Origin of the sequence: Enterococcus sp. DIV1304_2 (assembly GCF_050555445.1) — a bacterium.
In the GTDB taxonomy this organism is placed as follows: Bacteria; Bacillota; Bacilli; order Lactobacillales; family Enterococcaceae; genus Enterococcus_B; species Enterococcus_B pernyi.
Genome location: NZ_CP187851.1, coordinates 775,854 through 799,947, shown reverse-complemented (window position 1 = coordinate 799,947; position 24,094 = coordinate 775,854). Strand labels below are relative to the sequence as shown.

25 protein-coding genes, 1 tRNA gene and 1 other annotated feature are annotated in these 24,094 nt (G+C 38.1%); of the genes, 4 read left to right on the top strand and 22 right to left on the bottom strand.

Annotated elements, in window-relative coordinates; all coding sequences use genetic code 11:
* Positions 1-47: 47 nt before the first annotated feature.
* The 5 genes from IGJ14_RS03790 to rplU all read right to left on the bottom strand — a co-directional run bounded on the left by IGJ14_RS03790 (position 48) and on the right by rplU (position 4,926).
* On the bottom strand, positions 48-539 hold the full coding sequence (locus IGJ14_RS03790; RefSeq protein WP_195273375.1) for a mannose/fructose/sorbose PTS transporter subunit IIB: 492 nt from the start codon (positions 537-539) through the stop codon (positions 48-50).
* A 163-nt stretch (positions 540-702) separates the two neighbouring features.
* The gene (locus IGJ14_RS03785) at positions 703-3,558 is read right to left on the bottom strand and encodes a sigma 54-interacting transcriptional regulator (RefSeq protein WP_430608294.1); all 2,856 of its coding nucleotides are present in this window, start codon (positions 3,556-3,558) and stop codon (positions 703-705) included.
* 380 nt (positions 3,559-3,938) lie between these two features.
* The gene (rpmA, locus tag IGJ14_RS03780; RefSeq protein WP_010736011.1) at positions 3,939-4,232 is read right to left on the bottom strand and encodes a 50S ribosomal protein L27; all 294 of its coding nucleotides are present in this window, start codon (positions 4,230-4,232) and stop codon (positions 3,939-3,941) included.
* A gap of 12 nt (positions 4,233-4,244) precedes the next feature.
* The gene (locus IGJ14_RS03775; protein ID WP_010736012.1) at positions 4,245-4,589 is read right to left on the bottom strand and encodes a ribosomal-processing cysteine protease Prp; all 345 of its coding nucleotides are present in this window, start codon (positions 4,587-4,589) and stop codon (positions 4,245-4,247) included.
* A 28-nt stretch (positions 4,590-4,617) separates the two neighbouring features.
* On the bottom strand, positions 4,618-4,926 hold the full coding sequence (rplU, locus tag IGJ14_RS03770) for a 50S ribosomal protein L21 (protein ID WP_019723824.1): 309 nt from the start codon (positions 4,924-4,926) through the stop codon (positions 4,618-4,620).
* A gap of 20 nt (positions 4,927-4,946) precedes the next feature.
* Positions 4,947-5,026: a sequence feature (ribosomal protein L21 leader region), on the bottom strand.
* A 127-nt stretch (positions 5,027-5,153) separates the two neighbouring features.
* On the opposite strand from rplU, the gene IGJ14_RS03765 reads away from it, so the two are divergent.
* Positions 5,154-5,798 carry a uracil-DNA glycosylase gene (locus tag IGJ14_RS03765; protein WP_065096684.1) on the top strand — a complete coding sequence of 215 codons (645 nt, stop codon included), beginning with the start codon at positions 5,154-5,156 and terminating at the stop codon, positions 5,796-5,798.
* A 70-nt stretch (positions 5,799-5,868) separates the two neighbouring features.
* Here the strand turns inward: IGJ14_RS03765 and IGJ14_RS03760 are convergent, their stop codons facing one another.
* The 4 genes from IGJ14_RS03760 to IGJ14_RS03745 all read right to left on the bottom strand — a co-directional run bounded on the left by IGJ14_RS03760 (position 5,869) and on the right by IGJ14_RS03745 (position 9,335).
* Positions 5,869-6,243 carry a MerR family transcriptional regulator gene (locus IGJ14_RS03760; protein WP_065096685.1) on the bottom strand — a complete coding sequence of 125 codons (375 nt, stop codon included), beginning with the start codon at positions 6,241-6,243 and terminating at the stop codon, positions 5,869-5,871.
* Positions 6,244-6,327: 84 nt separating this feature from the next.
* Positions 6,328-7,962, bottom strand: a complete 1,635-nt coding sequence (locus IGJ14_RS03755; protein ID WP_065096686.1) for a SulP family inorganic anion transporter — start codon at positions 7,960-7,962, stop codon at positions 6,328-6,330.
* 124 nt (positions 7,963-8,086) lie between these two features.
* Positions 8,087-8,446, bottom strand: coding sequence for a DUF1304 domain-containing protein (locus IGJ14_RS03750; RefSeq protein WP_010736017.1), 360 nt, complete (start codon positions 8,444-8,446; stop codon positions 8,087-8,089).
* A gap of 283 nt (positions 8,447-8,729) precedes the next feature.
* Positions 8,730-9,335, bottom strand: coding sequence for a GNAT family N-acetyltransferase (locus IGJ14_RS03745; protein ID WP_065096687.1), 606 nt, complete (start codon positions 9,333-9,335; stop codon positions 8,730-8,732).
* Between the two features lie 146 nt (positions 9,336-9,481).
* On the opposite strand from IGJ14_RS03745, the gene IGJ14_RS03740 reads away from it, so the two are divergent.
* Positions 9,482-10,018, top strand: coding sequence for a TetR/AcrR family transcriptional regulator (locus tag IGJ14_RS03740; protein WP_065096688.1), 537 nt, complete (start codon positions 9,482-9,484; stop codon positions 10,016-10,018).
* Between the two features lie 71 nt (positions 10,019-10,089).
* Here the strand turns inward: IGJ14_RS03740 and IGJ14_RS03735 are convergent, their stop codons facing one another.
* Complete coding sequence (locus IGJ14_RS03735) at positions 10,090-10,440, bottom strand: hypothetical protein (RefSeq protein WP_065096689.1); 351 nt, start codon at positions 10,438-10,440, stop codon at positions 10,090-10,092.
* Between the two features lie 373 nt (positions 10,441-10,813).
* On the opposite strand from IGJ14_RS03735, the gene IGJ14_RS03730 reads away from it, so the two are divergent.
* The gene (locus tag IGJ14_RS03730) at positions 10,814-11,503 is read left to right on the top strand and encodes a CPBP family glutamic-type intramembrane protease (protein WP_195273373.1); all 690 of its coding nucleotides are present in this window, start codon (positions 10,814-10,816) and stop codon (positions 11,501-11,503) included.
* A 116-nt stretch (positions 11,504-11,619) separates the two neighbouring features.
* Here IGJ14_RS03730 and IGJ14_RS03725 read toward each other — a convergent pair.
* From IGJ14_RS03725 to IGJ14_RS03715, 3 genes are all read right to left on the bottom strand, one after another.
* Positions 11,620-11,693: transfer RNA gene (locus IGJ14_RS03725), tRNA-Arg, on the bottom strand.
* A gap of 333 nt (positions 11,694-12,026) precedes the next feature.
* Positions 12,027-12,710: an O-methyltransferase gene (locus IGJ14_RS03720; RefSeq protein ID WP_010736023.1), complete on the bottom strand. Its 684-nt coding sequence runs from the start codon at positions 12,708-12,710 to the stop codon at positions 12,027-12,029.
* An 82-nt stretch (positions 12,711-12,792) separates the two neighbouring features.
* Complete coding sequence (locus IGJ14_RS03715) at positions 12,793-13,320, bottom strand: signal peptidase I (RefSeq protein ID WP_023519280.1); 528 nt, start codon at positions 13,318-13,320, stop codon at positions 12,793-12,795.
* Positions 13,321-13,566: 246 nt separating this feature from the next.
* Here IGJ14_RS03715 and IGJ14_RS03710 point away from each other — a divergent pair, with 246 nt between their 5' ends.
* Entirely contained in the window at positions 13,567-15,354 is a 1,788-nt protein-coding gene (locus IGJ14_RS03710) for a hypothetical protein (RefSeq protein ID WP_195273409.1), read from the top strand.
* 226 nt (positions 15,355-15,580) lie between these two features.
* Here IGJ14_RS03710 and IGJ14_RS03705 read toward each other — a convergent pair whose 3' ends face one another.
* The 9 genes from IGJ14_RS03705 to IGJ14_RS03665 form a co-directional block, all read right to left on the bottom strand.
* Positions 15,581-16,585 (bottom strand): lipoate--protein ligase, encoded by a 1,005-nt coding sequence (locus IGJ14_RS03705; protein ID WP_019723714.1) that lies wholly within the window; start codon positions 16,583-16,585, stop codon positions 15,581-15,583.
* Between the two features lie 13 nt (positions 16,586-16,598).
* Positions 16,599-17,339, bottom strand: coding sequence for an MBL fold metallo-hydrolase (locus tag IGJ14_RS03700; protein ID WP_062805527.1), 741 nt, complete (start codon positions 17,337-17,339; stop codon positions 16,599-16,601).
* Between the two features lie 61 nt (positions 17,340-17,400).
* A complete protein-coding gene (locus IGJ14_RS03695) occupies positions 17,401-18,195 on the bottom strand; it encodes a DUF975 family protein (RefSeq protein WP_065096692.1) in 795 nt (264 codons plus the stop codon).
* On the bottom strand, positions 18,195-19,277 hold the full coding sequence (locus IGJ14_RS03690) for a M42 family metallopeptidase (RefSeq protein WP_065096693.1): 1,083 nt from the start codon (positions 19,275-19,277) through the stop codon (positions 18,195-18,197). Before IGJ14_RS03690 ends, IGJ14_RS03695 begins: the two co-directional genes overlap by 1 nt.
* 221 nt (positions 19,278-19,498) lie before the next feature.
* Complete coding sequence (dltD, locus tag IGJ14_RS03685; RefSeq protein ID WP_195273372.1) at positions 19,499-20,764, bottom strand: D-alanyl-lipoteichoic acid biosynthesis protein DltD; 1,266 nt, start codon at positions 20,762-20,764, stop codon at positions 19,499-19,501.
* Positions 20,765-20,766: 2 nt separating this feature from the next.
* Positions 20,767-21,000: a D-alanine--poly(phosphoribitol) ligase subunit DltC gene (gene dltC, locus IGJ14_RS03680; RefSeq protein WP_010736032.1), complete on the bottom strand. Its 234-nt coding sequence runs from the start codon at positions 20,998-21,000 to the stop codon at positions 20,767-20,769.
* Between the two features lie 27 nt (positions 21,001-21,027).
* The gene (dltB, locus tag IGJ14_RS03675) at positions 21,028-22,233 is read right to left on the bottom strand and encodes a D-alanyl-lipoteichoic acid biosynthesis protein DltB (protein ID WP_065096695.1); all 1,206 of its coding nucleotides are present in this window, start codon (positions 22,231-22,233) and stop codon (positions 21,028-21,030) included.
* On the bottom strand, positions 22,233-23,732 hold the full coding sequence (gene dltA, locus IGJ14_RS03670; protein WP_065096696.1) for a D-alanine--poly(phosphoribitol) ligase subunit DltA: 1,500 nt from the start codon (positions 23,730-23,732) through the stop codon (positions 22,233-22,235). The genes dltB and dltA overlap by 1 nt, the downstream gene beginning before the upstream one ends.
* 10 nt (positions 23,733-23,742) lie before the next feature.
* Complete coding sequence (locus IGJ14_RS03665) at positions 23,743-23,892, bottom strand: teichoic acid D-Ala incorporation-associated protein DltX (protein ID WP_010736035.1); 150 nt, start codon at positions 23,890-23,892, stop codon at positions 23,743-23,745.
* Positions 23,893-24,094 lie beyond the last annotated feature (202 nt).

Below are 24,094 nucleotides of genomic sequence, written 5' to 3'. Positions count from 1 at the left end.
GCTTGCCTTTTACAACAGATACATTTGACCGTTACGCAACAACAATTTTATGCTTTCTTGGCTTTGGTCAGTAATTCCATTAAAAAGATTTTCCGATCAGCGGGTACCTTCCGAATCTCCAACTCCACACCTTGACCATCCAAAAAATGAAAGGCTTCGATATCTCGTTGATCGACGGACACAAAATTTGTGATCATGGTCTTCCCTTCAGAAAAACTCATTCCCCCGATATTTAGAGAATCAATTCGGATACCACTTTGGACAATTTTCTCAACGTCTTTAGGATTAGTAAATAAAAGCATCACTTTCGTTCGCGCTAAGAGTCCACTCTCAAAGATCTGGATCATCTTTTCAACAGTGATGACATTTGCCATGATCCCTGGTGGAGCAGCTTCTTTTAAAAGAAACTTTCTTAACTTGTCTTTCGCTACTACGTCACTTATGACGATGATACGTTCAACGCCAGTCAATTTAGACCAGACAGTTGCAACTTGCCCATGGATCAAACGATCATCTATACGTGCTAATCGAATATCCATTCGTAAATCTCCTTTTTATTAAATCACTACTCAAAACATCTTCCCACTTCTGTCGGAAGCATTTCCGTTAAGCACACTTTATTAAAAGCAAGAACCGTGCCAACTTTTTAAAGATACACTGCTTTATTTAATGGTTTCTTATACAATACACAAAAACGATACACTATTTTAGTGTATCGTTTTTGTGTATATCTTCATTAGTGTATTCTTTTTTCTCCAAATGGTTAGTGATCATTTTCAATAGATAATACACTTCTTCTAACGGAAACTTCACTTTGATCTTTTCTTCTAAATCATTTAGTGGCCCAACAATTTTAACATAGAGCGGATCGTTTTTAATCGAACGATTATCTTGATTTTCTAAAGAGAGCGGTTCATTTAAGATGACACGCTCAATCATTCCCGCCGCATGTAGAACAAGGTTGATCATAAATCCGTATTCTTTTACATCAATGCTTGCTGAATCCATTAACCCATCTGCAAATTTCCAGAGAGGATCGATTAACTTTTCTCCATTGATAAATGTAAAATTATCTGCGATAAATGACACACATGTACTTTTGGCTGTTTCTTCATTTAATAAAACATCTTCGGTTTCATCTAACTCTGATTCTAACAGTAATTGATCTAAAATCACCTCAATGTTTTGATCAATAAATCTTTCCAAAGGAATGAATGGTGCATCGATATGTGGGTCCGTGATCCCAGTTGTCGCAATGATTTGATAATTTTTTTGGATATTTGGTAGCTTAGTTTTCAAATCAACGATGGACAAAGCAATTACTTCCAATTGAGCTTCTTGTCTTTTACTGACTGCACGCTCGATCAACGATTTGATTCGTTGTGCTGTTCCCTCTCCTGAGGCACAGATCGCCACTACGGCCTTTCGTTGTTTGTCGTCCGCTTCTGCAACATTTCCACTTGAGACTTCAGCATACCCTCGGAAATTCTTCAAGGATTCATATAGCAAGTCAAGATCTGTTCCCAGCACCGACACTTTACGTACTGTTTCTAAAACTAAAGAAGTCGTGACCATATCGACTGTTCGGACAGGGATACCCGTATCTTGCTGTATCTGAGCATTGAAGGACGCAAGCGAACCCATGTCCACCAGAAGAATCGTTCCACTCCCCTCATCTACTTCTTGCACACTACGCTCAATCCGACTTAAAGCAGTTTTAGGGTCCATGTCTAGTGGCATATCCACTGCCCGGACGTTATCCGCATCTAGCAACTGTTGAACCACTTGCACCATACTGCTTGCGGTACTATTGCCATGTGCAGCCACAACGACCCCGATCCGACCACTTGCTTGATTGGCTCGTAATGAAACAAGTAATACAGTCAAATAGTAATCTTCACTTTCTGGGATCTCCACTTGGAAATACATTTCGATATGTTTCCGTACTTCTTTCGCCAGTGCGTATTCCTCAGGAAAATCAATGGCCATTTCTCGGATATTATCATTTGTATGCCGCTCTTCTCCTAAATGGATTCGTTTTAGAAAAGAACTGATATGCAGACTCATCGCATAAATAAAATTTTGTTGAAACTCATATGGTAAAGATTGCTTGACCATCATATAAATCTGATTCGTTACTTCAATGATTTTAGGATCGACAAACTCTGCTAACTTATTGTCTGCATTAAATGAAAATCCATGATCTTTGTAGAATGACTTTAAATGGATATTGATATCCGTTGAGATAAAATGATTGATGGCTTCTTGGTCCAATCCGTCTGACTTCAGCAATGCTGCTTTATCGCCAATAATATCGTATAAATTGTAAGGTAACTCATAAGAGTCCGCTTGTAACTGCATCACATCATCGTTCGGATAAACCGTGATTTTTGGATCAAGAATCTTAGATAACTCTGCCATCTCTTTCCGATTACTTGCCAATTGGATCAACCCACTACGAATCCCTTCCGTCAAATCATCGATCGTGATCGATATTTCAGGTTTATTCATGTGATTCAAAAATCCACGCGCACAAACTAATTGGATATTCGACTTCAACTGTCCAATGTTTCCATAAGTAACACTGCCTATTAGCGCTTTCACAACATCTTCTGTTAAAGAAATTTTTCTTTGCGTACGATTCGCTTCGTGAGCGATCATGATTTTGACTAAATCGATTTTTTCATTCGCTGGACGTCGGTCAAAAGCAGGCAACTTGATATTGATCGGAATACGGCGTACAAATGTCTCAAGTAATGCCGAACCTGGATCTTCAGTCGTTGCACCGACGATTCGAACATTCGCTTCATGAGATTTCGTTGTTTCGCCCAATCGACTATAGGTACCATGGTCCATAAAGTAAAAAATCATTTCTTGTCCTTCGGGTGGTAGTCGATGAATTTCATCCAAAAAAAGCATCCCGCCATCCGCTTGATCTATGATTCCCATTTTTTCTTCTTCCGCACCTGTAAACGCACCTTTGACATACCCGAAAAGATGACTCATCAGTAATTCAGGGTTGTTAGCATAGTCCGCACAGTTAAAGACGATCAACTCTGTGTCTTCTTCCACCACATGGTTGGTTTTAGCAAAATGAAACATCGCATGAGCAAAATAAGTCTTTCCAGAACCAGTCGGACCAGTGATCAAACAGTTCAACCCTCTGGGAGGATACAAAATGGCAGCTTTTGCTTGTTCCACTGAATTTTTCATACTACCATTGGCGCCAATGATTTTGGCAAAAATATCTTTTGTATCTACTTGAAGACTCGGTTTTTTCACGTGAGTCAATTCTTCTTTATAACTAGGTACATATTTGGATAATGGTTTCTCAATGGTCGGTCTTTCTTGATAGACATACCGAACTGGACGACCATCCATTTTCTTTAGTTTTCCTTCACGTACTAATTTATTGAGATCTTTACTACTATTGGTACGTTGAATACCCAAAACTTCCGCGATCTCTTGGGTCGTTACACCTTGATCGTTTTCATCTATAGATAAATGAGCGGTCTTTTCTTTGACATACGTATAAATTCGGTCAATTCGTTTTGCCAATATTTTCGCCCCTCTTCTCTTGTCCTTAAAACCTAATACTATTGATTTAATCACTATTCGTCAACTATTTATATCAAAAAAGAAAACAAGACACGCTTAAAATAAAAAAGAACATTCGTTGTTTATTTATTAAGCAATTTAGACAAGTCTAAACGTGTACTATTTTTTCAGATAACAGATAACGATTATCTCTTTTTTACTTTGCGCGATATCTTTTTCCAGTTAGAACTAGCGAAAATAGTAAACCAACTATTTTTACAGCCAATCATTCTCCTAACGCAAAAAAAGCCTGACTCTGTTTGAGCCGGAAATCATTATTGATTCAGAAAAAATGAAAAAACTCTATTCCTCGCTAGGCAAGGAATAGAGCCAACTGTTCATTAAGCTTCTTGAGCTACTGGATAAACAGACACTTGTTTTTTGTCGCGGCCTTTACGTTCAAAACGAACAACACCGTCAACTTTAGCAAATAAAGTGTCATCTCCACCAATACCTACGTTCACACCTGGATAAATTTTTGTTCCGCGTTGGCGGTAAAGAATTGATCCACCTGTAACTGTTTGTCCGTCAGCACGTTTTGCACCTAGACGTTTTGATTCTGAGTCACGGCCGTTAGATGTAGAACCGCCACCTTTTTTGTGGGCGAATAATTGTAGATTCATTGTTAACAACATGGTCTGCACCTCCTATTTATCATTAATTGTTTTTGTTTGGATATATTCTGGGTTTTCAGCTTCGATCGATTGTAAACCTAATAGGAGATTCTCCAATAAGATTTCCGCAATATTGTTTTGCTCTTGTGTCAATCGTGAAATTACTTCGACGTACAAATAGCCGCCTTCTTCTTCATTCATGTCAACAATCGGTTCAAAACCAGCTAATGATGAAATCCCATTGACAGTGCTGATCGCTAAGGCAGAAACACCTGCACAAACGATATCACTTCCGTAAGGACCGGCATCAGCGTGCCCAGTCAAAGTAAATGAAACGATTTGACCAGCGTCATTTCGTTTAAAAGTCCCTTTGATCATTGTTTAGGCCTTCTTTCTCAAACGCAGATTAAGCGTTGATCGCGTCGATAACCACTTTTGTGTATGGTTGACGGTGACCTTGTTTACGGTGTGAGTGTTTTTTAGGTTTGTATTTGAAAGTAACGACTTTCTTTTGTTTGCCGTGTTTTTCAACTGTACCTTCAACTGTTGCACCAGAAACGGTTGGAGCGCCTACTTTCGTAGTTTCGCCACCTACTAAAATAACTTCGTCAAATACAACCTTTTCGCCTGCTTCAACGTCAAGTTTTTCGATGTAGATTGTTTGTCCAACTTCAACTTTTACTTGTTTACCACCTGTTTTAATAATTGCGTACATGCTTTAAAGCACCTCCTTATTTTCATACTTAGACTCGCCATCCAGAGTGACAGGGTGTCCTGCACTTAATCAAACTCATTCTGTGCGGTTGTAGCTGTGGAGACCACAATTACAACATTACTAGAATAACAAATCCTACTATAATAGTCAACAACTTTTTTATTTTGCCAATCATTCGTCAATTGAACGATTTCTTTCTATAATGGACAAGAATAGGAGTTGATACTATGGATTACCCAAAACATTTGATTGACGAAGCAACTCGGCGTATTCAAGGACACCGTGTGGAAGGATTTGTCGCTGGGCAAGGTCCTATCCGACCCAAATTGATGTTAGTTGGCGAAGCCCCTGGTAAAACAGAAATTGAGAATCACATTCCATTTAGCGGTCAAGCTGGCAAAGAGTTGATGAACGCACTAAAATCAGTCGGTTTATCTCGAGATGAAGTGTATATTACTAGCGCTGTCAGAAGCCGTCCTTATCGAATCGTCCAACGCATTAATGGACGGACAAAAAAAAAGGAGATCGTTTATCCGAATCGAACGCCCAGTAAAACGGAAGTTTTTGCTCATGCACCAATCTTAGATTACGAACTGCAACATATACAGCCCTCTTTGATTGCCACACTAGGCAATATTGGGCTACAACGTTTATTAGGTAACGGCTATACGATTTCAAAAAATCATGGAAAACTGTATACCGGACCAGTCTTAGAGTTGAATCCACAGCATGATGCTTATCAATTTTCCACTAAACAGTATCGTGTTCTTCCCCTCTTCCACCCAGCGGCCATTTTTTATAATCGAACACTGACAGAAACGATTTTAGAAGATTGGCAAGAACTTGGAAAAATACTTGCTGAAAAAAAGTAAAAGCAACAAAATAACCAACCAGTCTTTCAAATCATGATCGATTGGTTGGTTATTGGTTTTAGCGACTAAATCAAACTAAGATTGGATCTCCTTTGACCAAATCTTGGTTATAACGCGCGATTTTCTTTTGGAGACGTTCCTGACAAGCTTGCATCTCTGCAATTTTTTTTGCCAATTGTTCACTTTCTTTCATAAGAAGATCCCTACGAGCAAGGATTGTTTCATCACCCGCGCTATATAAACGAATATATTCCGTCAAAGATTCAATCGATAAACCCGCACTACGCATACATAAGGTGAAATCGACCCAACGTAAATCTTCTTCCGTATAGTCTCGGATACCTCCGTTTGTTCGGTTCACCGGTGGGATCAAACCGATTCGTTCATAGTAGCGTAACGTATCCGCAGAGATTCCTTTTTCTTCACTCACTTGTTTGATATTCATCCATTCCTACCTCCCGAACGTCTATAAACTTATTTTACCTTAGAACAGGCGGCAGCCACAATTTTTTTTTAGCGAATCCACTGACTATATTTCACTGTCTAACATATATTGTTTGTGTAAAGAGGTCAGCGCATGAGCCACCGTCAGATGTTGTTCTGTCTTTTGTTTTTCCCAAAGATGTTGCAATTGCTTTTCCACTTCTGGTTGTAACGAGGTGTAAATAATCGTTTGTTCTTTCATAGCAGCTTTTTCTTGAAATTCTTCAAATAAACTTTGCGCCGTCAAATCAATACTTGGCACCCCGCGCATTGAAAAAATGATTCCTTCTTTATCTGCTAATTCTGTTAACGTCGCTTTCAATCGTTCGGCGGACATGAAGAATAAAGGACCACTGATATAAACAACTGCCCAATTATCCAACTTTTTCGTTTCCGGTAAGCTCATTCGCTGCCAGTCGATTTCCTCCACTGAGATCGTGATGGCTGCACTCTTAACAATAAAAAATACACACCCACTAATAATTCCTATAACGATTGCAATACTTAGATCAAAAATCACTGTACACCCCATTGTCAAGAAAAATAGAAGAAGCGCTGACCAGTATCTTTTAGCGAATAGTTCTTTGATCGTTTCCCATTCATTCATACGCCAAGCAGTGACGATCAATACACCTGCTAATGCTGGCATCGGAATGTTCGACATGATTGGTGCAAAAATAAGCATGGATAGAAACAATACGATTGCATGGATCATTCCAGCTACTCTGGTTTGAGCACCGGATTTGATTGCGACACTCGTTCGAGCAATGGCTGCTGTAGCTGGAATCCCACCAAAAAATGGTAACAGTAGATTACCAATTCCTTGTGCGACCAACTCCTGATTACTATCTAACTGACGATTCGCCATTCGGCCTGCCGAAGCACCACACAACAAACTTTCGATCATACCTAACAGTGCAATGCTGATTGCTGGTACAATCACTGTTTGGATCGCTGACAAACTAAAATCACCAAGTACCAAACGATTACTACTGAACAACGTTTGGGGAATTTCCCCTACGGTCGCAATTGGCCAATCAACGATCATCATCAATGCAGTTGTGAGGATGATTGCCAACAATGAGCTTGGGATCTTTTGCCCCCATTTTTTGGGATAAACCAACATCCCAATAATGACCAAACTTCCCATTAAAATCGTTGGAAAGGAAATTTCAAAGCCTAAGTTTTGATAACTAGCCAATTTTTCCATCACATTGGCCCCTTCTGAATGAACACCGAATAAATTATCGATCTGACCTAAAGCAATAATGATTGCAATACCAGAGGTAAACCCTGTGATGACAGGTGCAGGGATAAATGAAGTCAGCGTTCCTAATCGTAAGACACCTGCAGCGAGTAAAAGAACTCCAGCCAAAAAAGTAGCCAGTAAGACGCCTTGCATTCCTTGTTTTGCGGCAATCGACATCAAGATTGCTGCCATCGCGCCAGTAGGACCAGAAATCTGATAGAACCCACCAGATAAACCACCAATGACTAGACCAGCAATTACAGCAGTGATCAGACCAGCAGCTGCGTCTGCCCCACTTGAAACACCGAAAGCTAAAGCGAGTGGCAAAGCAACCGCCGCGACTGTAATACCTGCCAATAAATCTTTTTGAAATACTGAAAGATTATAACCAGAAAATTCTTTTTTCAATAAACCAATATAATTCTTTAACAACACTACTACCCCATTTTCATAAAAAATTGATAAAATGCACGTTACAGGATAGCATATTTTGTTGATTAAAGTAAGTTTTTTCACAAACTTTCATAATTTTTTTCAGCAGTTATTCTTTTATATTCTAAAAGAATAACGTAATGAGTGCAATCGCTGCTAACCCACCTTGTTTGACGATGATCAAGCGATCACTAGTAAAGCTACCATAAGCCGCCACCAGCAAAATATAGATCAATAATAGCCCCGTGATTTCTTTTGGTGCATTTGAAAAATAAGCGCCGTACACCAATGCTACACCAAGTAACCCATTATAGATCCCTTGATTCTTAAATAAAGTCTGTACGGACTGACGTCCTAATTCTTCCTTCGGCATGTTGAAGACTCGACTAGTTGTTGCAGATTCCGTCGCAAAAGTTTCAATATACATGATATAAAGAAATTCCAAGGCAACAAGTGTAACTAAAATTTGAGATAATAATGTCATCTGTTTTCTTCCTTTCTAAAATCGGCGATCGACCGTCTTTTTTTAGCTGGATCATTGCTATAAGTACCAAACGAAAACGATCTCTCTTTGATTATAAAGGAACTGTTGTTTTTTTTCTGTAACTTACTCTCAAAAATCAAGAGTGTAACAATACAAACAAGTGACGGGAACATTACTCCTTTTGCATATTATAAAACTGAATAAACGGCGGGAACAGAAGTAACCTCTTCGGAAATAAGACTAAACACTTCTGTCCCGACCTGTAGCAGTAGTCTTTATTTAGTCATAAGGTCGTGCTTAGTAAGTAGCAGGTCATTGATTCTCCTCCATCTAGATCGACTGGTTGGCGACCAAAAATGGTAAATCCTTTTTTTAAGTAAAATTGGTAGTTGCAGTTAGAGTCTGTATAGAGAAATATTCGCTTATTTTTATAGCGTCTCTCTATTTCTTCTAACAAGCGTGAACCAATCCGCTTACCCATCAATGTGGGATCAACAGCGAAATAAGTGACTTCGCCTTCTGGATGAGTGGATGCAAATTCATGATACATTGTTTGATTGGCTTGGTCATAAGTTCCTATCGCCTCTCGATATCCGGTCAATCCCATCAATTTTTCTGCTACGTTGACAAACAAGCGTCTCCCCCATCCAACAGGAACTTTTGTTTCCCCATCGAAGCGAGCAAAAAGAAAGCCGACAAATTGACCGTCTAGATACGCACCTAATGTGACGGTTGATTTCATCAATGCGCCTGTAAATGCATACTGACGATAGAGATAAAGTGCAATAGGATTTTCTGTATAGCTCGAAAAATTCATCCCTTGTGCTGCAAATTCACTTGCTTTGTTTAAGTCTTTTCTATCAATTGAACGAATCGTTAATTTTTCCATATCCATCTACTCCTTTTGAAACAAAACTTTCTTTCTTTACGTAACTTTATTATAATTACTTAAAAAGTGACTTCCTATAGGCAATGATTCAACATCTGTCCAATAATGAACACTTAGAAAGATACTGTCTAAAAAAGGAGATACAAATGGATCGTCGAAGCAAAAGAACGAAGTACGCAATCAAACAAGCCTTTTTAGATTTAACGAAAGAAAAACCCATCAATAAAATCACGATTGCGGAGCTTTCACAACAAGCAGATATCGGGAGAGGGACGTTTTATACTCACTATGAGGATATCTATGATTTGCGTTCAAAAATCATTGAAGAATCGATTTGTACACTGACAGATATCTTCGATCAAACTTACCCCAACAAAGAGCAATATGACTTTCGCCGATTCGTCCATACTTTAGTCAATCATGTAGATGAGAACAAAGCTGTTTTTCACTTTTTCTTCAATGATTTCATGGATGATGAACTCTCTGTCCAACTTACGCAGATCCTGATAAAAAGAATCATGGACGAAGAACAATTAGATATGAAAGATATCAAAATTAAAGTAGAGGTTCTTTTTTCTATTTCCGGCACTACCAGTGTCCTGACTGAGTGGATCAATGGAAATCTAAACGTGGAGAAAGAAGAATTGATTGCTATTTTAGATGACATCATCACACGGTTTTAATAAAAAAGAAGAACGACTATGCAACGACAATATCGTTGCTAGTGTTCTTCTTTTTTTCGTAAGTGATATCCTTACTCGAGTTGCATCAAAAATTCTCTTTGTTCATCACCTAAAGGGATGATTTTTTTGATGATTCGAAACCGCCAATGTTTACTGCCAGTGGAAAAACGCCAGATAACTGATAAACCGCCACCTAATGTTACTTGTTCCTCTTCGATCGCTGTGCGTTCATACGTGAGATGATCAATAACCTTCGTTTGAAAAAAATTCAAAAATAAAATCGTCACTTTGGTCTCATCGATCAATAAAATCACTTTACTACTGATACTGTCCAAACTCTGAGATTCCGCTAAACAGCGAAGCATTCCTGATGTTCGATACGGACTTGTTAAACGATCCATCCATTTTTTGGTGATTAACATAAGCGCTCCCCTTTATCCTCTCTTGAAATACACCCATTCGATTTTCGATCTAAGGAACATCAGTCCTTATTAATCGTCCAGTTGATGTTGTTACTTTATTTTATCATAGATATCTACTTTCCCTATATTGATCCAAATGAAAAAACTTCAAAAAAAATAGGTAATGATTAAAAAGATCTTTTTTTCCTTTTGATAAGCAAATTATTCTATTGTCAAAAAAGGCTAATTTACTGAGTACTCGTATTCATTCCATTTTTATCTACTTATGATGTCTCTAATCAAACGCTAAAAATGACAGCAAATTATTTCTCGATATTCCATCTCAATGTTACAATCGCCCTTTGTTGATTTTATTTATAGGAGGAGTTATTTAATGTTCGCAATGTTTATAACTGTCAAATTCAATCTGTGGCGGTCACTCTTAGCACTCATTATTTTAATTTTTGCTGATTGGGGAATGATGACATCTTATCCGATCTTCTCAGGTAGGTTAGATTGGACCTTTTTACCTATAGGGGGAGCGCTTGCTTTAATCATACTGATTGGTTGGAACAACACAAACACTTTATTCAAAAAACTCAATAAGAGAGATTGGCGTTGGATTGCTTTTATCCTTATCCTTGGTTCACTACTTTCAGATATTTTTATCTTGACTGGAAAACTGCTGAATCAAACCATGGCCGCAAATGCTGGTGGAGATAACTGGTACGAAGGGTTAAACGTTGGTGGAATAATTCTATATTTATCACAGCTTAGCGTGAGCCTGATTGGAGAAGAACTTTATATTGCTGCGATTTTTGTTTTGATCTTTCTTTTACTTTCTACATTTATGCGTACTAAATTTTCTATTTGGGGCGCTAGTACGATTTCTCTATTGGTTTTTGGTCTCAGCCATTATGCCGTATACGATGGAAATCTCTATCAATGTATTTTTGTTATTGGTTTGGCTCATGCCCCTTCTCTCTATGCCTGGTTAAAAACACAAAACTTATTGATCCCTATGCTTGCGCATATCTTATATGATTTGATTTTACTTTTTATCATTTTACTTTTTGGAATTTGAACCATCGATTGTTTATCCGATCAAGTTAACACCCTCAACGCTCAGCGATGAATCAATCTTATTTAGCACAAGAGACAAAAAAACCGCTAGAAACAAAAGTTTCTAACGGTTTTTTACGTCACAGGAGGGATTCGAACCCCCGACCGTCCGCTTAGAAGGCGGATGCTCTATCCAGCTGAGCTACTATGACAGCTTTAGCGGAACAAAAATAATTATAGATAAATTGAAAGCTTATGTCAATACAAAATAGTTATTTTATGAAACAAAAATTTTTATCGTACTTTTTTCTTACAGATTTTACTATAAAAATACAGCCACGATTTTCATATTATAATTTTTTGCTACGATCGACTTGTCATTTTAACATAGAACATGAAAGTCTGTTTCGTTCAACATAGTAAGGCAGAACTTGATTGGATAGATTTCCTACTTTCAACTTCTGCCTTGCTATCAATGAAATTGACTTAGCTACTCGCTTAGCTTAGCTAGCATTCTTTTGAATCTTTACTAAAAAATCTGGCAATTATAAGTCGATTGTTTCTGCCTCTTTCGTGATCAAAATCACACCATCACCCAAAGGTAACAACGTAGAGGTCAAATCCGGATGTTCCATGACCACGCGTAGAAATTCATTCAATTTACGATGGATCGCTCGTTTTCCTCTTGGGATCTCTTCATCTGACAGAAGAATCGTCCCTCCTTGAAAAATATCATCAACCATCAAGACGCCGCCTTTTTTCAATACACGAAGGCATTCAGGCAAGAATTCGATATATTTTGATTTTGCACTATCCATAAATATAAAGTCATACGGACCTGTCAATGTTGGCAAAATATCAGCCGCTTGGCCTTCTAATAATGTCACTCGATCCGTCATCTCTAAACGCTCATACGTTGCTTTCGCTTTTCTGATCATCACGTCAAAGCGATCGATCGTCGTCACATGACCTTCTTTTCCAATGACTTGTGCCATCAAACTAGAGGAAAAACCAATCGCAGCTCCAATTTCAAGCACTTCTTTTGGTTTGATCTGTCCTAATAAAAACTGCAAAAAGACGACCGTCTCATGAGGAATGATCGGCACTTCCGCCGCATGTGCTTCCTCTTCAACTTTCCCCAATTCTCCAGTTAACTGTTTTTGTTTTGTCCGCATAAAATCCAATAACTCTTCTTTTACAACGGGACGATGCATCATTTCATTACGCATACTTCCCCTCCTCTTCCAAACATTATACGAAGAAACCTATCTTTCGACAAGAGGGAGAAGCTGGTAAATAAAAATATGATTATTACATGTCAGAAAAAAAATCAGTTTCTTTCTCTCGACGTTGTTTCAGCTCAAGGTAGGTATGCCAAGCTGTAATGGAGGACAAGCACACAGCGATTCCTAGGAATACCCATTTCATCCAATTGAACGCATGCCGTGAGAACAATAACCCTATGTACGGGATCTTGAATATAGGCGTGCCAATAATATTACGATCTCGTACTGCTTCAACTTCGATTTGCGTTTTTCCATCAGCTTTCGTGTAAAAATACTGGTGTTGATCTTCAATAGCAACGACCCTTCTTGTCACGATATGTTTACCTGAATTTTCATAGTAGGTGATCACATCTCCAACTAAAATCGTATCTGTCTTTCTTTTCTGTACATAGATCAGACTTCCTTCTGCATAAGACGATGCCATCGCTTGATCATCAATGATATGCGGTGTCAGCCCAAATACTCGAGGGAGTAGCACGACACACAAAATGATTGCTAAAAGAACCACTAACGAAATCGAACTGAAAAAAGTTATTTTTTTATAGATAGGCACATTGAACCTCCTTAAAAAACATTTTATTAAATCTATAATATAATAACGAAATTTTTTTGACAATATTAATACTCAGTTTGAGGATTCTCTATAAAAAAATAAACAAGCAAACAAAAAAAACGATAAAAATAGCTAAAAATTGACTGTTAAATGAAAAAAGTTTACTCTGGAATTAGATAATTGATTAAAGGAGATTTGTCTACGGTTCTTTTTAATAACAGACTTAATAAAATTATACCATTCTCTATGAAAATCAAATGGAGCGTACTTATTATATTTGCATCGTTATTTATAATAAGTATCGCTTATTTTTTTCATTACCTCTTCACGCCAATCGACAATAAACAAATGTCTCAGATTGATGATTCATGGGTCTATTATTCCGAGCACGATCCTTATTTTCAGTTCGACAGTAACCATATCGACTACATGCCGTCCATCGACAAGAATGAACCATTTATAATGGAAACTACTCTACATAAAGAATTGGCGGATGCCAATCTCTTGATCAAAGGCAATCATCAATGGTTAAGTGTCTCATTAGATGACACGCTACTCTACAGTCGCTCCAAAGAAAGCGCACGAAACAATCCTGGATTGTCTTTATCGATCATCGATCTACCAGAGCCCTATGTAGGCAAGACGTTGAAAATCGTTGTTTCCTCGCCTTATCAAAATTATGCTGGTCTAACACCCAAAGTTTATTTGGGGACCACCAGTCCAATGATCAGCTTCATTTTTTCACAATCGATCCCACAAGTCATCGCGATGATCTTGGCTTTCGTTATCGCCATCGGATTGTTGATCTGGACTAGCTATATTCTCTACAGGCATAATAGATTAGATCGTTCATTATTGATTTTGAGCCTATTTTCTTTCGTGCTTGGATTTGAATCGATTTCGGAAGATATCTTGAGCGGTGTTCTTTTTGAACCAATCGTACATTCGATTTTTTCACACTTATTTGCAATCTTGACTTCTATACTGATTATTTTTTACTATCAGTCCAAAATGACAAACTATCAGAAATGGTATGGTTATTTCTGCTATTTCCAAACATTTGTTTTTGCCAACATCTTACTTTATGCATTATTTTCAGATTTTGAATTACCTGAATTGATGCCCTTTGCTAGTGTTGTTAGTGTTGTAAGCACTCTAGTTACTTCTATAGCAAGTATCGGTGAAGCATATAAACAAAATCGTTTTTTCACTGTATGTAGTCCTTGGATCGTTTTGATCGCTATCTTTCATTGTATGTTTTATATTCAAACTGCCTTAGGGATTGGGCATTCGATCATCAACTGGTCCACGCTCTTATTTGTGATTCTCCTGATTGTTATTGTCGGGTACAATATCATGGAGAATATCATGAAAATCGATAGTTATCATAAAGAACGTCTTTTCTTACAAACTAAAACAGATCTGATCGAAACACATTATGCAAAAATCCAAGCACAGATCCAACAAATCGATCAAGCAAAAAATGACTTTGTTGTACAAATGGAAGAACTGAGTCAATTGATTGATACAAATGAACAAGCCGAAGTGAAAACTTACTTAAAACGCATCGTAGACGAAACAAGACGATTGGATTTGTCTCTTTTTCCGACAGGTCACCAACTAACAAATTTGATTTTGGCTAGATATCAAGAAGTCGCTGCTAAAAAGAATATCAAGGTTGATTTTCACACCCACATCCCAGCTTCTTTACCGATCCATGATGAAGATTTCACACAATTACTCATCCATATTTTAGAGCATTCGTTTCGCGAAACACAAGCCATTGAAAATCCTTTGCATCGAGAAATCTATTTATCGATCCAAGAAATCAATTCTCACATCCAGATCCACTGTGAGCACAGTACACACTATGAGAAAAATATTTTTTCCAAACATGTGACAGAAGAATTGATACGACAGGAACAGTATGACTTGATGATGATCCAGACCACGCTCGACAAATACAGCAGCACCTTGGTCCAAGAAAAAGATAAGTGGGTCGATCGCTTAAAAATCAATATATCTCCTGGCTAAATAAAGACCTTCAAAATCAGTCAACAGACTGTTTTTGAAGGCCTTTATGTTATCTTACAGATTTGTCGGGTATGAGACATTGGTCATCTTATCCCCTAGAACCAAATAAACGGTGTTCCAGAAGCTGACCTTCAACATTAAGCTAACAAATTGTAAAATATGAAAAAAATATTTTTCAATTTTCTATCTCACTGCTCAGATCAAGTCGCTTCTGTCACAATCTCATTTAGTACAGTAGTTCCAATAAATCTTGTGCTTCGATCGCACCAAAGTATTTCTTGATATCGATGGTTTCAACTGCTTCTTGTAAGGTAGATTTGTCATATTTTAACCCTGTCAACACTTGTTCAACATCTTTGATATCTCCTAGACCAAAGAAATCGCCGAAGATTTTTACATCCTCGATTATCCCTTCTGAGACATTCAGATGTACCTCGATCGACCCAATCGAAAAGCGTTTTTGGCGTGAAAAGTTGAAATCTGGTGATTTTCCATAATTCCAATCCCAATTTCGATAATACTGCTCAGAAATTTGATTGATTTTTTCCCAATCTTTTTCTGTCAATTCATAGGTCTTTACGTCTTCTACTGAAGATACGCCGAAAATTTTCAAAAGAATGTCTTCACGAAATTCTTCGGTTGTCATCCCTTGTTTTTCCTCAGGTAAGAATGGTTTGATATTTGTAACTCGTGAACGAATCGATTTGATTCCTTTGGATTCGATTTTTTCTTTTTTCACTTTCAGCGCATTGACTACCTCATCAATGTCTGAATCGAACATGATCGTTCCATGTGCAAACATTCGACCATTTGTAGCATACATAGCATTCCCTGAAAACTTCAAGCCATCGATTACCAGGTCATTACGTCCTTTTAATTCGGCACCTGAAATACCTAATTCGTGTAACGCTTGGATGATTGGTTTAGTCACCTTCGCAAAGTCACGGAACGAATCCCCATCATCTGGCATGATGAAACTGAAATTCAAGTTACCAAAATCATGATATACTGCTCCACCACCGCTTAAACGACGTACCACATGGATGCCATGTTCTTCAACATATTCACGATTGATTTCTTCGATCGTGTTTTGATTTCGACCAATAATGATTGACGGTTCATTGATGTAAAAAAGCAAGATTGGTTCTTCTAATGGCATCTCTTGGAGTAAAAAGGTCTCGATTGCTAAATTTACTCTTGGATCATGGTTTTCATTTGGTACAAAAATCATTCTGCTCGTCCTCCTATATATCAAACACTTTATCGACTTCAGCTAAAGCAACTTCGATTTCTTCTCCAGCCGCTTCTTTTGCTTCATTCTCTAATTGTGTTAGGTCACCGAATTGTGGCAAGTGTGTCAAAACCAGTTTTTTGACTTTTGCCGCTTTTGCGATTTCTCCAGATTCTTTTGAAGTGAAATGCGCTTTGTGTCGCTCATTTCCTGCAAAAAGATACGTGTCTGCCAAAAAGAGATCCGCCTCTTTAGCGAAGGGAATAAAACTCTCTAAATAGCCAGAATCTCCTGTAAAAACAAGTACTTTTCCGGTGGCTCTTTCGACAATACGCATGGCATAACAAACCACTGGATGAATCGTTTCCAAGAACGTGATCGAAAATGGTCCGACTTCAAGTTCTTGGGTTGGATCATATGCCACTCCTTGGGACACTCCTGGCATCGTCAATTGTTCAAAATGACTGGCATCTTTCGTATGTCCATAGATTGGTAATAGCTTTTCCTGATCTCTGTTTGGATGCAATTGCCATTCATATTGCAAAACACCTAGATCTGCGATATGGTCATGATGATAATGGCTGATGATCACAGCATCTAAAGCAAGCGGATCAAGATGGTCTTCCAATTTCACAAGCGTTGCGCTCCCTGCATCAATCAACAAATTAAATTGATCAGCTTGCAACAGATAACTCGTCGTTCCTTGTTTTTTATAAGGATATGCACCTAAGCAACCTAAAACGGTTAATTTCATGACTGATTCCCCCTCAAAAACTTATGCTACCACAATTTCTTATTTTCATAAGAAAAACTGCTTATTCGAAGTGAAAGTATTCCATTGGGCTGCCTTTTTCAATACGAGCTTGTTCGTAAAATTGTGCAATCGACACATTGACATAAGCAATTACCCAAAGTAAACCAAAGAACAGCGCAATAAATCCGAGAATATACCAACCAATAAATGAAAGTTGTAGAAGAAGATAGGTCCCAATACGATCTTTCAATAAAAACCAGGCATATTTCAAACTTTGGATAACTGTCAGTTTCGGATAGTCAAACTTTGTCCAAGCAGCAAATTGGAATAATCCTGCAACGATCGTCATCACAAATAGCGACACGAAGAATAGTAAAGTTGTAAAGACTGCAAAACTCAGATCAATCGTAAAATCATTCATCATCCCTTGCGGTGACGCATTTCCATTAAAAAGTAGATTGATATACGTATTGAATCCGCCAATCAAAAAACTAGGCAAAAGTATAATACCGTTGATTAACCAATTAAATACGGTATTTAAAAGATTGATAAGCAGAATCGGTACAAAATATTCTTTTTGAAAAACAGCAAACAACAGATTGGATTTTGCTCGCCCACCTCTGACCACAACTAATGAGATATAATAGACCCCATAAGTAAACGCAAAGATCAATACGTGTTGGAGCAAAAAATTGAGTATGTTTGCCTGTGTGCTATCTGTTGGGAAGATACCTACAAAAAGCTGCTGGATGATCAACCCAATAAAGACTGAAAGGAAAATGATCCAAGCATTGATCCCCCACTGTCCTTCTAAAGATGCCCGGGCTTTTTTTCGATATTCAGAAACATTCTTCATTACTCATAACTCCTGATTTCTGCTACTTTTTCACTATCCAAACGTTTGACTACTTCAGTAACTAACTTCACTGTGTTGAAGTAATCTTCTTCATGGATGATCGATGTATGTGAATGCAGATAACGAACGGGTACCGTGATTGCAATAGATGGCACACCATTACGTGACACATGCATTTGGCCTGCATCTGTTCCCCCACCGGTGATGACAGTATATTGGAATGGAATAGCCATTTCTTCTGCCACTTGGATCACAAAATTCAATAATTTTTTATGTGGGATCATCGAAGCATCGAAAATCAAGATTTGTGGTCCTTTACCTAAAACTGAATCTGCCTCTTTCGGTGTCATCCCTGGTGTATCTCCAGCAGTACCTGTATCTAAAGCGATCGCAATGTCAGGGTCGACCAAATGAGTACTTGTGCGCGCACCTCTTAAACCAACTTCTTCTTGTACATCACTTCCAGCAAATAAGACATTCGGATGTCCTTCTTTTGCTAGATTTTCAAGTACACGTAAAGAAACAGCTGTCCCAATACGATTGTCCCATGCTTTTGCTAACAAGAATTTTCCATCATTCATTCGACGATATCCAATATAAGGAGTGACCATATCACCAGGACGAATGCCCCATTCCGTCGCTTCTTCTTTGCTTGTCGCCCCGATGTCAATAAACATATCTTTGATATCATAAGGTTTGTTACGAACTTCAGCAGTCAAGACATGTGGTGGTTTTGAACCAATCACGCCATGGATGATTTTTCCCTCTTGGGTCTTGATTTCTACTTGTTGTGCCAACATGACTTGGCCCCACCAACCACCAAGTGTTTGAAATTCAATAAATCCTTTATCTGTGATCTTTGTAACCATAAAACCAACTTCATCCATATGTCCGGAGATAAATACTTTAGGGCCCTTGCCAGAATCATGTTTTGCGATGATACTACCTAAACCATCGTAAAAAATATCATCTGTGAACTGCTCTGCATATTTTTTATAGACTTTTCGTACCTCTTCTTCATTTCCTGGTACGCCACGCGCAGTTGTTAAATCAATCAATAATTGTTCTTCATTTTTATTCAAACGCTTTCCCTCTTTTCCATACTTAATAGTAGAATTATATCATTGTTCACTGATTTTTGGGCAGCATATTTGTTTGATTTATGCAGTCATATTATAACACCAGTCTTCTTTTGAATCTGCTAACATCTAAAAAATAACCCATAACATCCTCTCTATTGGGACGTTACAGGTCATTCCTCGAATTTCTTCATTCGTCTTTTCTTTTGGTTCCAATGCATCGTTTATTTTTCTGGTAGTGTATCTGGGGTTTGAAATTGCCAATCCTTACTATAGAAAGCATCATCCATCTGATAATGAGACACAGGTTGTTTCTCTTCTAGGAAAGGTTGGATATACTGATCTGCAGTCAACCAGCCTTGCCACCCAAGATGGATCGTATCTTCCATAAAGTAGGGAACACTAGCCATTTTGGTTAGATCTGCGATGTGTTGAAATCCTTGTTTCTTTAATTGATACTTGATTTTTTTAGCAAATCCTTGCAACATTTCTTGAGACAAACCGGTATAATCACTCCACTTTTCATTCACTGGCGGAAGAATGAATAATGCTTCAGTATGTTCATTTGCTAGTTGCTGCAATAATAATTGAAAATCAGAATATTCCTTTGAGAAACGATAATCCCAGTCTTTCTGTGAGTCTTTCAACTCAGCTAAATGGTGTTTGATTCGGGTATTATAAAAATCATCTTTTAGCGCAAAAGGATTATTCTTAGTTTTACTAGCACCAATCTGCGTAGCGAGCTTATTTAGTTGTTCTTTTTCATAGCTAGTCGGTAATGGTTTAGTCGCTTGATCGATCTGTTTTTGTTTATCCGTCAAACCAATCCCACTAAATAATTCATCCTCACGCTTCAAGATGTTCCATTTATCTTCCAAGCCCGCTAATTCTTTATCATTGGGTTTGATTCCTTTTTGTACTGTACTTAAAATCCGCGTAATGTCCTCATCTTTCGAAACGATTGAAAAACTTAATAAACGTCGCGCGAAATAGCGATCTGAAGCGGTCACTTTTTTTATTGAAAACAGCCAATCCAATGTCTGTAACTCTGAATAGTGGGTACTGAAATAGTCTTCCTTCACCCCGTCTTTTACGAACCACTGAGGAGACACGATGACCACTACTTTTTTATTTCTGAGATCCTTACTAGCTGAGCGCATCATCATGAACTGGCTCAGCGATTGAGTCCCAGGGGCACCTAATAAAAATGGTTCGTAGCTCCGTTGATATTTCTGGGCTAAAACAGAAGGATGAAAAGGACTGATCCTACTCAATTCACTCGAACCAAGAAAAGGCACATACTGTTTTTCAGCAAAAGCTGTATTTTTGATTACATCCCCTCGTAAGACGTTGTCTGACATCGAACTGGCTGCTCTATGAATGATTTCTGGGTCAGCTACATTCACGCGATAAGATGAAGTGAAAAAAATCGCAATCAGTATAAACGCAAGTATCACTGGACCAAAAATCGCAAACAGCTTTTTCTTCATCATTATCCCTTCAATTCGTTGACTTGATCAATGATTTTGTTTGGTGTTGCCCATTCTTCCCGATCAAATTCTGATACAGGAACTTGTACATCAAGCTGTCCATCCAGCTCAACTAATAATTGAACAGACCCTAGTGAATCCAATAAACCTTCACCAAACAAATCGATTTCTTTATTTTCTTTCACTTCATCTGTACCTGTAATCTCTGCTAAAATCGTTAAAACTTGTTCTTCCATATCTATTCTCTCCTTTAAACTCGTCATTTATTTAAAAAATAGTTGATCTAAAAATCCTGAAAAAATCAATAAGCTAGCACATACTGCTTGAAACGTCATGAAAACAGAAAATGCGTGGGTCAAGCGATTGGAAGGAAGTTTTTTCTTCCGTTTTTTCTTATAGCGAATCCATGCATCTGTCACACAAATCAGCGTTGCATGATAGATACCATACAAAATGTAGTACCATGTCAAACCGTGCCAGACACCCATCAATAGAAACAATGCAAAGTATCCGATATTTGACGTCACGATCTTACTCTTGAACAATTTTTTCTTCATCAAGAAGAACATCAACCGCATATACACGTAATCTCTGAACCAGAAGGACAAAGACATATGCCAACGATTCCAGAACTCTTTGATGTTCCAAGCTAAAAATGGTTTGTTGAAATTGATCGGGGTATCATAGCCCATCAAATAACTCGTACCAACTGCAAACAAACTATAGCCAGCAAAATCGAAAAAGAGATACAAACTATAGACATACATGTAACCCAATAGCCACCATGAGATTCCGCCATGAGCCAAGGCACCTTTTGATACGATGGGTAACAGTACCTGTCCGAGATAATGACCGATGATGAATTTGTATAAAAAACCCATAAACAAATGATGGACCCCTTTTTCCAACATTTCCAGATATTGTTCCTTTGTTGGTGGTTGGAGCTGATCTTTTTCAAATCTTCGATAACGATCGATTGGTCCTGAAGAAATGGTTGGAAAAAACAACAAGAACTGAATATAACGGTAAGGATGATAGGTTTTGATCATACCGTCTCTCATTTCCATGATCATTTGTACCGATTTGAATGTTAAATAGGAAATACCCAGAAAACTAAGCAGTGATCCCTTACCAGATGTTAGAAATGGTGTGACTTTCGTAATCGCTAAAGGTAGAATTGCTAGAACTACCGCTAGATAAAACCATACACTCTGATTTCTTTTTTTTCGATAAGTGAAATAACACCAAACAAGTATACTTTGCCAGACCACATAGCCAATCAAAGCAAGCCCTTGTTGCCAATACGTTCCTCCAAAACTGATGAACAAGAAAAAGAAAGTTACAAGAACTTGATAAGTTCCTAAACGTTTCTGGAAAAATAGTAGAGAAAAAATGATTGGCGCTAACGCGAAACTCAGTAATAGAAAATAATACGGCTCCGCATAAGGAATCATATGTGGGAGACTCATCACCTATTCACCTCAGCTGTCAATGCTTTTCGATCAATTTTCCCATTGTTCGTTTGTGGCAATTGGTCAATAAACGCCACTTTTTGTGGGATCATATAGTCCATTAGAAAATCGGTCAACCTTTGTTTGATCGAACGTATCAACTGATAGTTAGTATCCGGAATCGCTTGGTTCAGTACAACAAACGCCACTAATTGTTGGACTTTCGACCCTTGATATTTGGGAACAACGATTGCTTGATTGATTCGTTCATCTTTAAGCAACGCATGTTCAATATCACCTAATTCAATGCGGTAGCCATGTAATTTCACCTGTTGATCGATTCTTCCTTCAATAAAAAGCAAACCGTCCTCTGCTAAATATCCTGCATCTCCTGTTCGATAGTTTTGATGCCCAGTTACTTGAAAGAACACTTCCTTCGTTTTTTCAGGATTGTTCAAATAGCCTTTTGACACGCTAGGACCAGTAATCAAAATCTCGCCACGATCACTTTCGCCATTTTTCAAAATGGATACGGTCGTATCGGACTTGACATAGCCAATTGGTAATCGTTCATACGTAGCCAATACTTCTCTTGTGATCAATATACTAGAAATGGCTACTGTCGCTTCTGTCGGCCCATACGTATTGAAAATTTTTGCTGAAGGAAACCGTTCGAGTAACGCTTGCGCCGTTTTCTTCGTCAATTCCTCGCCACAGAAAATGAACGTAGTCAGCTCTGGTAAATGCCCCTCGTCAAATGATGCGTCCATCAAGCAAATATCGACAAACGAAGGAGTCGATACCCAGATATCCAGTTTTAATTGTGGTAAAATAGCAAATAATTTTTGAAAATCTTGGACGTTTTCCTTGAATAAAGGCTTGATGATCCCACCAGAAACTAATGCTGGATACAAAGTGAACACAGATAAATCAAAAGAAAAAGGTGCTTGTGCTAAAAAAGCTTGTCCCTCTTTGATTGGAAAGTCGCGCAAGACCCAATCGACAAAGCTCACCAAGTTATCATGACTGATTTGCACGCCTTTGGGTTCTCCTGTGGTGCCCGAAGTAAAAATAAGATAAAAATTTTCATCACCTTTCACTGCATGCTCAAATGGATAACCAACTATTGAGGCGATGATCGAGCGTAAACAATCTTTTTGGATGATTGGTATATCTGTCTCAATCTCCCAGTCACTTAAACTAATGATCATACTAGGCTGTGCGACACGTAAAATCGCTTCGATCCGTTCCTTCGGTGTTTGGGCATCAATCGGTAGATACGCATGTCCTGCTTTCACTACGCCCAAGAATGATACCACCATCTCAAACTCTAGATTGCCGAACACGACGATTGGCCCCTTCGTAGTCAAACGCTTCTCTAAGTAATAGCCTAATGCATCTGAGGAGTGCTTCAGTTCTTGATATGTGTGTTGCTCCTCTGCTGTCTGATATGCGATTCTATCTGGGTCTGCTATTCCCCAAAAATCGATCGCAGCCACGATTCCTTTTTTCTTCATCGTTTCCCTCCTAGAATTCGTTATATATAAATGTTCCACCTTGAATATTTTTGTAATGATACAAATAAATGAGTAATAATAGTATCGTCGAATAAACAAGGGTTCGAAGCATAAAAGTTCGCCAATATCGAACCTGTGGTTGCTGCCACCATTGTTTCATCTCTTTTTCCTCCTATTTAGATCCTTAGTCAAATTCTACTCATTCTATCCACAAAAAAACATTTGTTTTACTAACAGAATGCGCTTTACAGCTAACAGTTTTGTCACTAACTAAAGAGAACAAAAAAAGAGCCGTACGAAAATAAATTCGTACAACTCGATTCTGTCCTTCGTTCAGCTAGAATAAGATCCCCTTTTTGCTC